Origin of the sequence: Rathayibacter sp. AY1B5, assembly GCF_002932795.1 — a bacterium.
Lineage (GTDB): Bacteria > Actinomycetota > Actinomycetes > Actinomycetales > Microbacteriaceae > Rathayibacter.
In genome coordinates this window covers 81143-90348 of the sequence record NZ_PSWM01000007.1, presented here as the reverse complement: position 1 = coordinate 90348, position 9206 = coordinate 81143, and the positions used below count along the sequence as shown (strand labels likewise).

The following is a 9206-nucleotide window of genomic DNA, read 5'->3' as shown; positions in this document are numbered from 1 at the left end:
GGCCCGGTCAGCGCTTGTCGCGCCAGACCCGCTCGAACGGAAGGCGCCAGGCGTGCGGCGCGATCAGCTGGTGGATCGCGTTCGGCCCCCAGGAGCCGGGCGCATAGAGACGGACGGGCGGCGGATCCTGCAGGAGGGGCGCGGAGACCTCCCAGAGCCGCTCGATGCCCTCCGCCGTGGTGAACAGCGTGTGGTCCCCGCGCATCGCGTCGAGGATCAGGCGCTCGTAGGCCTCGAGCGCGTCGCCTGCGCGATCGGTCTCCTGGAGCGCGAACTGCATGCTCAGCTTGTCGAGCCGCATACCGGGACCGGGGCGCTTGCCGTAGAACGAGAGCGAGACCTTCGAGGCGTCCGCCAGGTCGAAGGTGAGGTGGTCCGGGCCGTGTGCGCCGACTCCGGAGCCCTGCGGGAACATGCTCTTCGGCGGCTCGCGGAAGGCGATCGAGATGATGCGCTGGCCCTCGGCCATCCGCTTGCCTGTGCGGAGGTAGAACGGCACTCCGGCCCAGCGCCAATTGTCGATCTCGCACTTCAGTGCGACGAAGGTGTCGGTCTCGGAGTCGGCGGCGACGCCCGGCTCGTCGCGGTAGCCGATGTACTGGCCTCGCACCACGTTCTCGGGGTTCAGCGGGCGCATCGAGCGGAAGACCTTGTTCTTCTCCTCGCTGATGGCCTGGGGCTCCAGCGCGGTGGGCGGCTCCATCGCCATGAACGCCAGCACCTGGAAGAGGTGGGTGACGACCATGTCCTTGTACGCACCGGTGGACTCGTAGAACTCCGCTCGGCGGTCGAGCGTGAGGCGCTCGGGGATGTCGATCTGGACGTGATCGATGAAGTTGCGGTTCCAGATCGGCTCGAAGAGGCCGTTCGCGAAGCGGAAGGCGAGGATGTTCTGCGCCGGCTCCTTGCCGAGGAAGTGGTCGATCCGGAAGATCTGCTCCTCGCTGAAGGTCTCGTGGAGCTCCGCGTTGAGGACGACAGCGCTTTCGAGGTCGACGCCGAACGGCTTCTCCATGATGATGCGCGATCGCTCGACCAGCCCGGCCTCGGCGAGCATCCGCACGACCGAGAGCGCGGCCCTGGGCGGGACGCTGAGGTAGTGCAGCCGGCTCACGTCCGGACCGAGGACCGCCTCGGCGTCGGTCACGGCGGCGGCCAGCGCGGCCGGTCCGGCGGACTGAGGGACGTAGCGGAGCTTGGACGCGAACTCGTCCCACTGCGCCGGCGTCAGGGAGCGGCTCCCGAACTCGTCGTAGGCCAGCTTCGCGAACGCGCGGAACGAGGCGTCGTCGTGCTCCTCGAGCGAGGTGCCGACGATCTGCAGGTCCGGCGCGAGGGACGAGAGCGCGAGGTGGGCCATCCCCGGGATGAGCTTCCGCCGGGCCAGATCGCCGACCGCGCCGAACAGCACGACGACATGAGGTGCCGCCTGCTCGGTCTGGACGGCGGGAGCGGGGGGTGCGGTTGTCACGGTCACCCCTCGATCATTCCAGTTCGGATCGTGACGCAGGCGTCATGTGCTCGATACGCACCGCCGCTAAGGTCTCTCCCGTGCCTCCGTTCTCCGACGCGTCCGCCGCGCCTGCAGCACCCGCCTCCGCCACCGCTCCCTCCTCCGCCGACGGGACGACCGCGCCTCCGCTCGACGAGAGGATCCGCGCCGACGTCCATCTGCTGGGCGAGCTGCTCGGTCAGGTCCTCCGCGAGTCGGGCGAGCCCTCCCTCTACGAGGACGTGGAGCGCCTGCGCGCGCTCACGATCAGCGCCTACGACAGCGGCGACGCGGCCGGGACCGCGGAGGCGGAGGAGTTCGTCGCCTCGCTCACGCTCGAGCGCGCCGAGGAGGTCGCCCGGGCCTTCACCTGCTACTTCCACCTCGTGAACGTGGCGGAGGAGTTCCACCGCGTCCGCGTGCTGCGCCGCCGTGAGGCCGACGCCGGTGCGCAGTCGCCCGAGGACTCGATCCTCGCCTCGATGCGCCGGCTGACCGGGGAGCTCGGGGAGGACGAGGCGTTCGCGCGCCTGTCCCGACTGGAGTTCCGCCCGGTCCTGACGGCGCACCCGACCGAGGCCCGCCGCCGCGCCGTGGCCTCGACCATCCGCCGCATCAGCGACCTGCTCGAGCAGCGCGACGACCCGCGCATGGGCGGCGTCGTGCTCGTGGAGATCCGCCGCCGGCTGCTGGCCGAGGTCGACACTCTGTGGCGCACCGCTCCGCTGCGCGAGTCCAAGCCCACCCCTCTCGACGAGGTGCGCACGGCGATGAGCGTCTTCGACGAGTCGCTGTTCTCGGTGCTCCCCCGCGTCTACCGCCGCCTCGACGACGCCCTGCTCGGCGAGGGCTCGGGCACCCGGGCACCGGTCGCACCGGCCTTCGTCCGCCTCGGCACCTGGATCGGCGGCGACCGCGACGGCAACCCCTTCGTCACCGCCGAGACCACCCTCGCGGCGGTGGACATCGCCTCCGAGCACGTCCTCATGGGCCTGGAGCGCGTCGCCCGCCGCGTGGGCCGCGCGCTGACCCTCGACGCGTCGACCACTCCCCCGTCGGCAGCCGTCGAGGCGCTCTGGGCCTCCTGCGTCGAGCGCGCTCCCGAGCTCGCCGCCGACATCGCCGAGCGCTCGCCCAACGAGGCTCACCGCCGCGTCCTGCTGTTCGCGGCCGAGCGCCTGGCCGCCACGCGGACCGCGGGACCGCTGGCCTACTCCGCCGCGGGTGAGCTGCTGGCCGAGCTGCGCACCCTGCAGGAGTCGCTGGTCGAAGCCGAGGACGTCCGCGCCGCGTACGGCGACCTCCAGGACTTCGTCTGGCAGCTCGAGACGTTCGGCTTCCACCTCGCCGAGATCGAGGTGCGCCAGCACTCGAAGGTGCACCGCGAGACGATCGCGGCGATCCGCGCCGGCGAGGAGCTCGACGAGCGCGGCCTCGAGGTCCTGTCGGTGTTCCGCGCGATCGCGAAGGTCCAGGAGCGCTTCGGCACCGACGCGGCGAGGCGCTACATCGTCTCCTTCACGCAGTCGGCCGACGACCTGAGGACGGTCTTCGAGCTGGCGGAGGCGGCGACCGACGGCGTGCCGCCGATCATCGACGCGGTCCCGCTCTTCGAGACCTTCGCCGACCTCGACGCCTCGACCGACATCCTCGCCGAGATGATCCGCCTCCCCCAGGTGCAGGCGCGCCTCGCGGCCACCGGCAACCGCCTCGAGGTGATGCTCGGCTACTCCGACTCGTCGAAGGACGTCGGGCCGGTCTCGGCGACGCTCGCGCTCTACGACGCGCAGGCGCGCATCGCGCAGTGGGCGGCCGATGAGGGCATCGTGCTCACGCTGTTCCACGGCCGCGGCGGAGCGCTCGGCCGCGGCGGCGGGCCGGCCAACCGCGCCGTCCTCGCGCAGCCGCCCGGGTCGGTGGACGGCCGCTTCAAGCTGACGGAGCAGGGCGAGGTCATCTTCGCCCGCTACGGCAACCCGGACATCGCCACGCGGCACATCGAGCAGGTGGCGGGAGCGACGCTGCTCGCCTCCTCGCCCGCGGTCGGCGAGCGCAACGCCGGCGCCGCGGAGCGCTTCGCCGAGGTGGCGGCGACGATGGACCGCGAGTCGCGCCGCCGCTTCTTCGAGCTCGTGAAGGCCGACGGCTTCGCACCGTGGTTCGCCCGGGTCACCCCGCAGGAGGAGGTGGGCCTGCTCGCCCTCGGCTCGCGTCCGGCCCGCCGCGGCCTGTCCGTCGAGTCGCTCGAGGACCTGCGCGCGATCCCGTGGGTCTTCGCCTGGACCCAGGCGCGCGTCAACCTGACCGGCTGGTTCGGCCTCGGCAGCGCGCTCGAGGCCGTCGGCGACCTGGACCTGCTCCGCGAGGCGTACGCCTCCTGGCCGCTGTTCACGACGATGGTCGACAACGTCGAGATGTCGCTCGCGAAGACCGACGAGGGCATCGCCCGCCGCTACCTCGCCCTCGACTCCCGCGACGACCTCGCCGGACTCGTGCTCGACGAGATGGCGCTCACCCGCCGGTGGGTGCTCTCGATCACCGGCGAGGAGAGCCTGCTCACCGGCCATCGCGTGCTCGGCCGGGCGGTGCGCCTGCGCACCCCGTACGTCAACGCGCTCTCGCTCCTGCAGCTGCGCGCGCTGAAGGCGCTCCGCACCGACCCGGGCGGATCCGGGACGGAGCAGAACCAGCGGCTGCTCCTGCTCGCGGTCAACGGAGTCGCGGCGGGGCTGCAGAACACCGGCTGATCCCGCCCCGGAACGACGGAACCCCCGGCGGCCTCACGGCTGCCGGGGGTTCTCGTGCGTCTGCGGGCGCCTCCCGCCTGCGGAGCGGGTCGAGGCGCCGGGCGGATCAGGCCTGCGGGGCGGCGCCGGCCTCCTGAGCGGCCTTCGCCTCCTCGTACTGGCGGCGCACCTCGACCATGTCGAGGCCGCGGACCTGCTCGATCAGGTTGTCGAGCGCGGGGGCGGGCAGGGCGCCGGGCTGAGCCATCAGCGGGACGCCGTCGCGGTACACCACGAGGGTGGGGATGGAGGAGATGCCGTAGCTCGCGGCGAGCTGCTGCTGGTCCTCCGTGTCGACCTTCGCGAAGGTGATGTCGGCGTTCTTCTCGCTCGTGGCCTCGAAGACCGGAGCGAACTGCTTGCACGGGCCGCACCAGTCGGCCCAGAAGTCGATGAGGACGATGCCGTCGGCGATCGTCTGGTCGTGGGAGTCGAGGGTCATCGCAGTCGTAGCCATGGGGGATGCAACCGGGTGCCCCCGCGGCCTATTCCCGGGCGGGATCGAGGAGGTCGAGCAGCGAGCGCGGACCGACCACGGCGGCCCCGAGCGCCTCGACGCGGGCGGCCAGTCCCCGGTCGGCCGTCACGACGACCGCGGTCTCGAGCGCTCCGACCAGGTCGACGACCGCGTCGTCGCCCGAGCCGTCGGCCGCCTGGACCGTCAACCGCGATGCGGGAGCACCGGCCTCCGGACGGGCGGCGCGCGCCGCTCCCTCGAGCACCACGGCGATGCGGGGCCAGACCGTGTCGGCGTCGATCCCCAGGAGACGGCCGGGGACGCCGGCCCCCGCGAGGCGGGCCAGGGACGCGAGGAGGCGCTCCGCGGCGCCGGCGCGGTCGCGCCACCAGCCGTCGGGGCGGGAGCCGACCACGTTGGCGGCGTCCACGACGAGCACCGGGATCGAGGAGCCGAGCACGCGCAGACCCGGCCAGGCCGCCCCGAAGCCCGGGTGCAGCGGCAGGGAGTCGACGTCGTCCGGGGCGACCCAGCGCAGCTCGGTGCTCTCGGCGTCGCTGATGCGGGGAGTGAAGTGCTCGCGGGAGTCGGCCAGGACGGTGGAGTAGCTCCACGGGCCGATCACGACGACGCTGGAGAGCACGGGCAGTATCAGGTCGGCGGGGACGCCCGCCTCCTCCTCCGACTCCCGGAGGGCCGCCTCGAAGGCCGTCTCCTCGGGGTGACGGGCCCCGCCGGGCAGCCCCCAGGTGTCCCCGAAGTGGCTCCAGCTCACGCGGTGCTGGAGCAGGACGCGTCCCGACGGATCGCGCAGGAGGAGGCCGGCGGCGCCGAAGCGCCCCCAGAAGCGGCGTCCGTCGCCGATCTCGACCCAGCCGTCGCCGAGCGACGCGTCGAAGGGGTGGCGCGGGAGCACGGCGTCCGCGCCGGGGTCCTCGCTGGTCATGCCCTCCAGCCTCCCACACCGCGCCCGCCGCACCCGACTCCGACGGGCTGGCAGAATCGGACGATGCGCCGCTCGAGACCCCTCCGCCTCGCGACGCTCGCCTGGCTCGCGCTGATCGCCCTGATCACGCTGACGCCCGCGCCCTACCCGGCCGGGGAGCCGAACGCGCTGATCCGCGGGATCATCGCCTTCCTCGCCTCCACGCCGCTCACCGGCTGGTTCGACTTCGACGTGGCGGAGTTCACCGCGAACGTGCTGCTCTTCGTGCCGCTCGGTGCGCTGGTCGCCGCGCAGCTGCCGCCGGGGCGCCGCCTGTGGGCCGCCGCCATCGGCCTCGGGGTCTCGGCGGCCGTCGAGACCGCGCAGCTGCTGTGGCTGCCGACCCGCGTCTCCGACCTGCAGGACCTGGTCTCGAACGGCAGCGGCTCCGGGATCGGCGCGCTGCTGACGGTCGCGCTGCTCCGCTTCTCCCCCCGCCGCCGCTCCCGGAAGGACCGCACCGCCCATGCCCGCTGAGACCCTCGTCGTCCTCGACCGACCCTCTCTCGACGCGGAGGCGCACTCGCCGGGAGGAGCCGCGCACCGCATCGATCCGAGCGGGCGCGGCGATCTGGACGTCACCGACCTCGGCTTCACGCGTGGCGACGGCGTGTTCGAGACGATCAACCTGGTCGACGGACGGCTGCAGGCGCTCGACGCGCACCTGGACCGCTTCGAGCGCTCGGCCCGGATGCTCGACCTGCCCCGGCCGGACCGGGCCGCCTGGCTCGAGGCGATCGGAGCGGCGGTGGCCGCGCACCCGCGCGTCGCCGAGGCGATGGTGAAGACGATCCTGACCCGCGGCGTCGAGGGCGGCGGGCGGCCCACCGGCGTCGTCTTCGTGCAGACCAGCCCGGACTTCGGCCCGGCCCGCCGCGACGGCGTGCGCGCGGTGCTCCTGGACCGCGGGCTGCGCTCGGACGTGCAGACGACGTCCCCCTGGCTGCTCGCCGGGGCGAAGACGCTCTCGTACGCCGTGAACCGCGCGGCCGCGCGGGAGGCCGCCCGGCGCGGTGCCGACGACGCCCTGTTCGTGTCGAGCGACGGCTACCTGCTCGAGGGGCCGACCTCGAACCTCGTGCTGCTGACGAACGGCGAGCTCGTGACTCCCCCGCCGAGCTTCGGGCTGCTGCCCGGGACCACGCAGGCCGACCTGTTCGCGCTCGCCCCCGGCCTCGGCCTCGGGACGGCCGTGCGTCCGCTGCGCGCGGACGACCTGGAGGCCGCGGACGCGGCGTGGCTGGTCTCGAGCGCACGCAACGCCGCTCCCGTCCGCGCCGTCGACGGGGCCGACCGCCGCATCGACGCCGACCTCTCTGCCCGGATCAACGCCGCACTGCTCGCCCGCTGAGACTCCGGACCTCCCCCGCGGGACGCCCCGCGCCGAGCGCGGACGGCGTCCCGGAGGAGAGAGGGCTCAGGAGAGGCCGTCGACGTCCGCGGGGCCGCGGCCGATGAGTCCGCCGCGGACGTGCTCGACCGTGGGGTCGAGCTGGACCGGCTCGCGCTCGTCCGCCGCCTCGTCGTTGATGACGGCCGACACGATGCCGCGCCAGTCGGTGCCCTCGGCCACGGCGTCCTCGGAGCCGACGCGGCGCGTGACGAACACGGCCTCCGACTCCTCGCCCGCGTGCGAGATGACGGCGAGGACGCCGACGGTGCGACCGCCCGGGTGCTCGATCCGCCACTCCTCGTGCCCGGACGGGACGAGCGAGAACTCCAGGCCCGCGTGCGGGAAGCCGGTGGGGCGCAGCTCGGACGGGGATCCGCTCTGCGGAGGCGCGCCACGGGTGGGGACCCCGCTGCCCTCGCCGCTCGTCGTGCTCATGCCGACGTCGCCGCGGGTTCCGCCGGCCCCGAAGCTGTCGTTCGCCGCGACCATGCGGTCGTCGCCGCTCCGCAGCGCGTCGTCCGCTCCGGTGTAGATGCTGTCGTCTCGGTTCATGGGAACCTCCTTGTCGGCGGCCAGTGTAGGACCGCGGGGTGGGTGGCGAGCGGGCGCCGTTCGTAGACTGGGGGGATGCAGATCCCGGTGACCGGTGCAGTGCGGGTGGACGCGTGGCTCTGGGCGGTGCGCATCTACAAGACGCGCTCCGCCGCGACGACCGCGGCCCGGGCCGGCCACATCCGCGTCAACGGCGAGCGGGCCAAGGCGGCGCAGACCGTGCGGGTCGGCGACGAGGTCCGCGCCCGGATCGGCGGCTTCGACCGGGAGCTGATCGTCCGCGGACTCGTGGTCAAGCGGGTCGGTGCGCCGGTGGCTGCCGAGTGCATGGAGGACCGGACGCCCCCGCCGCCTCCCCGGGAGTCCGCGCCGGGCGTGATCGTCCGGGACCGCGGAGCGGGCCGCCCGACCAAGCGCGACCGGCGCGACATCGAGCGGCTCCGCGGGTTCTGACGCCGCGGACGGCCTGCGGCGCGGCGCCTCAGGGGGCGAGGGCGCGCAGGCGCTCCAGGAGCCCCTCCGCCGCCTCGTCGAGGAACCGCTGCTGCAGCTCGTCGCCGACCTGGACGAGGGCGATGTCGGTGAAGCCCGCCTCGATGTAGGGCACGAAGCTCTGGGCGAGCTCGTCGAGGTCGGGGCCGCAGGCGATCTGCTCGGCGACGTCCTCCGGGCGCACGAACTGGCTCGCTCCGGCGAAGCCGGCGGGGGTCGGCAGATCGGAGTTGACCGCCCAGCCGCCGGCGAACCAGCGGAACTGCTCGTGGGCCAGCGCCACTCCCTGCTCCTTGTCGGGCGCCCAGCAGATCGGGATCTGGCCGATCGTGCGCGAGGGGGCGGCGTCCGCACCGCGGACCGCGGTCCACTGCGAGATCAGCTCGGCGTCGGGCTCGGTCGTGATGAGGTGGTCGCCGATCGGCGCGAAGCGGGCGATCGACTTCTCTCCGGAGACCGCGAGGCCGATCTCGACCGGCTTGTCCGGCAGGTCCCAGATGCGGGCGGAGTCGACGCGGAAGTACTCGCCCTCCCAGGTCACCAGCTCGCCGGTGTGCAGCTCGCGGATGAGGTGCACGGCCTCCTCGAGCATGTCCTGGCGCACGGCGACCGAGGGCCAGCCCTCGCCGACGACGTGCTCGTTGAGGTTCTCGCCCGAGCCGAGGCCGAGCGTGAAGCGGTCGTCCGAGAGGATCGCGAGCGTCGCCGCCTTCTGCGCGACCACGGCCGGGTGGTAGCGGATGGTCGGCGCGGTGACGTAGGTCGTGAGGTCGATGGTCGACGTGGCCTGCGCGACCGCTCCGAGCAGCGTCCAGGCGTAGGAGGCGTGCCCCTGCTCGGTCAGCCACGGCGAGTAGTGGTCGCTCGAGACCGCGAACTCGAAGCCGAGCCTCTCGGCGTCGACCGCGTAGCCCACCAGCTGCTTGGGTCCGCTCTGCTCGGTCATCAGGGTGTATCCGAATCGCACCATGGTCCGTCCTCGTTCCGCTCGTCGTGGGATGCCCGGGGGGCACGTCCATGGTGGGCGGGGCACCGGATGCGCGCTAACC

At 73.4% G+C, this 9206-nt stretch carries 9 protein-coding genes; 4 read left to right on the top strand and 5 right to left on the bottom strand.

Going from position 1 to position 9206, the window contains the following annotated elements:
- Positions 1-7: 7 nt before the first annotated feature.
- On the bottom strand, positions 8-1471 hold the full coding sequence (zwf, locus tag C5D44_RS06900; protein ID WP_104225448.1) for a glucose-6-phosphate dehydrogenase: 1464 nt from the start codon (positions 1469-1471) through the stop codon (positions 8-10).
- A gap of 80 nt (positions 1472-1551) precedes the next feature.
- Here zwf and C5D44_RS06895 point away from each other — a divergent pair, with 80 nt between their 5' ends.
- Positions 1552-4239 (top strand): phosphoenolpyruvate carboxylase, encoded by a 2688-nt coding sequence (locus C5D44_RS06895; RefSeq protein ID WP_374953935.1) that lies wholly within the window; start codon positions 1552-1554, stop codon positions 4237-4239.
- A gap of 106 nt (positions 4240-4345) precedes the next feature.
- Here the strand turns inward: C5D44_RS06895 and trxA are convergent, their stop codons facing one another.
- Positions 4346-4735: a thioredoxin gene (trxA, locus tag C5D44_RS06890; RefSeq protein WP_104281226.1), complete on the bottom strand. Its 390-nt coding sequence runs from the start codon at positions 4733-4735 to the stop codon at positions 4346-4348.
- A gap of 28 nt (positions 4736-4763) precedes the next feature.
- Positions 4764-5681: an NUDIX domain-containing protein gene (locus C5D44_RS06885; RefSeq protein WP_104281225.1), complete on the bottom strand. Its 918-nt coding sequence runs from the start codon at positions 5679-5681 to the stop codon at positions 4764-4766.
- Between the two features lie 63 nt (positions 5682-5744).
- Between C5D44_RS06885 and C5D44_RS06880 the strand changes: the two genes are divergently transcribed.
- The gene (locus C5D44_RS06880) at positions 5745-6197 is read left to right on the top strand and encodes a VanZ family protein (protein ID WP_104281224.1); all 453 of its coding nucleotides are present in this window, start codon (positions 5745-5747) and stop codon (positions 6195-6197) included.
- Positions 6187-7071, top strand: a complete 885-nt coding sequence (locus C5D44_RS06875) for an aminotransferase class IV (RefSeq protein ID WP_104281223.1) — start codon at positions 6187-6189, stop codon at positions 7069-7071. The genes C5D44_RS06880 and C5D44_RS06875 overlap by 11 nt, the downstream gene beginning before the upstream one ends.
- Before the next feature lie 66 nt (positions 7072-7137).
- Here C5D44_RS06875 and C5D44_RS06870 read toward each other — a convergent pair whose 3' ends face one another.
- Positions 7138-7665: a hypothetical protein gene (locus C5D44_RS06870; RefSeq protein WP_104281222.1), complete on the bottom strand. Its 528-nt coding sequence runs from the start codon at positions 7663-7665 to the stop codon at positions 7138-7140.
- A 75-nt stretch (positions 7666-7740) separates the two neighbouring features.
- Between C5D44_RS06870 and C5D44_RS06865 the strand changes: the two genes are divergently transcribed.
- Complete coding sequence (locus C5D44_RS06865) at positions 7741-8118, top strand: RNA-binding S4 domain-containing protein (protein ID WP_181027140.1); 378 nt, start codon at positions 7741-7743, stop codon at positions 8116-8118.
- Positions 8119-8146: 28 nt separating this feature from the next.
- Here C5D44_RS06865 and C5D44_RS06860 read toward each other — a convergent pair whose 3' ends face one another.
- Positions 8147-9127 carry a TIGR03557 family F420-dependent LLM class oxidoreductase gene (locus C5D44_RS06860; RefSeq protein WP_104247153.1) on the bottom strand — a complete coding sequence of 327 codons (981 nt, stop codon included), beginning with the start codon at positions 9125-9127 and terminating at the stop codon, positions 8147-8149.
- Positions 9128-9206 lie beyond the last annotated feature (79 nt).